Origin of the sequence: Polaromonas jejuensis NBRC 106434 (assembly GCF_001598235.1) — a bacterium.
In the GTDB taxonomy this organism is placed as follows: Bacteria; Pseudomonadota; Gammaproteobacteria; order Burkholderiales; family Burkholderiaceae_C; genus Polaromonas; species Polaromonas jejuensis.
Map to the genome: position 1 here is coordinate 1 of NZ_BCYO01000077.1, position 870 is coordinate 870.

1 protein-coding gene is annotated in these 870 nt (G+C 64.0%); it reads right to left on the minus strand.

The window, feature by feature from the left end:
* On the minus strand, positions 1 to 870 hold an 870-nt coding region (locus PJE01S_RS24175; protein WP_281178645.1), incomplete at both ends, for a Kelch repeat-containing protein.

The window sequence follows — 870 nt, forward strand, 5'->3', positions numbered from 1 at the left end:
CACCTTGCCGTTGGGCAGCAGCGTCGCGGTGTGTGCGTTGCGTGCCGTGACAAGGCTGGCCGCCGAACTCCAGCCGCTGCTTGCCGGATCGAAGAGCTCAGCGCTAAGGAGAGAAGAGCCACCGTTAATAAGTCCCCCCGCCACCAGCACCTTGCCATTGGGGAGCAGCGTGGCGGTGTGTTCCTGACGTCTTGTGGCGAGGCTGCCCACAGCCGTCCAGGTACCGCTCGCCGGATCGTAGAGCTCCGCGCTAGAGAGGGTGGCAGTGTCAAATCCCCCCGCCACCAGCACCTTGCCATTGGGGAGCCGCGTCGCGGTGTGTAGCCAACGTCCTGTGGCGAGGCTGCCCGCTGGGCTCCAGCCATTGGTTACCGGATCGTAAAGCTCAACGCTAAGGAGAGGCGAGGCGTTGTTAAATCCCCCCGCCACGAGCACCTTGCCATTGAGCAGTAGCGTGGCGGTGTGTTCCTGACGTGCTGCGGCGAGGCTGCCCGCTGGGCTCCAGCCATTGGTTACCGGATCGTAAAGCTCAACGCTAAGGAGAGGCGAGGCACCGTTAAATCCCCCCGCCACCAGCACCTTGCCGTTGGGCAGCAGCGTCGCCGTGTGTGCGTTACGTGCTGCGGCGAGGCTGCCCGCTGGGCTCCAGCTATTGGTCACCGGATCGTAGAGCTCCGCGCTGGAGAGAAAGACACCGTTATTTCCCCCCGCCACCAACACCTTGCCGTTGGGCAGCAGCGTCGCCGTATGTGTGTTACGTGCCGTGGCAAGGCTGCCCGCTGGGCTCCAGCTATTGGCGGCCGGATCGTAGAGCTCCGCGCTGGAGAGAAAGACACCGTTAAATCCCCCCGCCACCAACACCTTGCCGTT